Here is an 829-nt window from a genome sequence, read left to right as displayed (position 1 = left end):
CACAGTTTATTGGCACAAAACGATGTGATTTGCGTTGGCTTGCTTTATGCAGACTGGTGGCAACTAGCTCTTTGCCACAGCCCGTTTCACCATAAATAATGACGTTGGTATCAATACGCGCTAGCTTTGCAACTTGTTCACGCAATTGCTGCATGACTCGGCTTCGGCCAATCAGTACTTCCTCGAGCCCACTTACGCTCGCAAGATATTCTTGACGATCTTGCGTTGACGTCTGCGCTCGATAAGTCTCGACCGCTTCCGTCACACGTTGCGAGAGTCGCTCTGGCTGAAATGGTTTCTCAATAAAGTCAAATGCGCCCTTTTGCAACGCACTCACCGCCATATCCACATCCCCATGTCCGGTGATCAGGATAACGGGCGTTTGGATATGATGGTCAATAAGGCTTTCTAAAATCGAGAGGCCATCGCTATCAGGCAAGCGAACATCACTGACAACAGCATCAAACTCTTGACTTAGTATCGCCGCCTTTCCAGCGTCACCGGTACTGAATGCCTCAACGTTAAATCCGGCCAGTTGCAGCCATTGGCTAGTTGCCTGACGAACAATGTCATCATCTTCAATAAGTGCGATGTTGGGGGTGCTTTCAAAAGCCATGAATTACTGCCTGTTTAAAACGTCTTTCGTAACGGTAGCAAAAACCACGAGGGAGAAAAGGAGCTAGATCTCACTTCTTAATTACAACTCTTTAACATCCAATCAGTTAGGCGCACTCTGTCTCAATCTGGATAAGTAATCACTGTGAACCGCACAGGAAAAATCTAAATCAGCAAACCTGCATGTGGATTGGGTCATCAATCAGGACGAAGC

General features: G+C 47.0%; 1 protein-coding gene. It reads right to left on the bottom strand.

Translation table 11 applies throughout. The annotated features are described in order from the left end of the window. A partial coding sequence (locus R7093_RS24780; RefSeq protein WP_318146959.1) for a sigma-54-dependent transcriptional regulator occupies positions 1 to 616 on the bottom strand: 616 nt, incomplete at its 3' end. Positions 617 to 829: the final 213 nt, after the last annotated feature.

The organism is Vibrio sp. 1580 (assembly GCF_033340055.1).
Note: the sequence above shows the minus strand (reverse complement) of the source record. Positions and strands in the feature narration are given on the sequence as shown.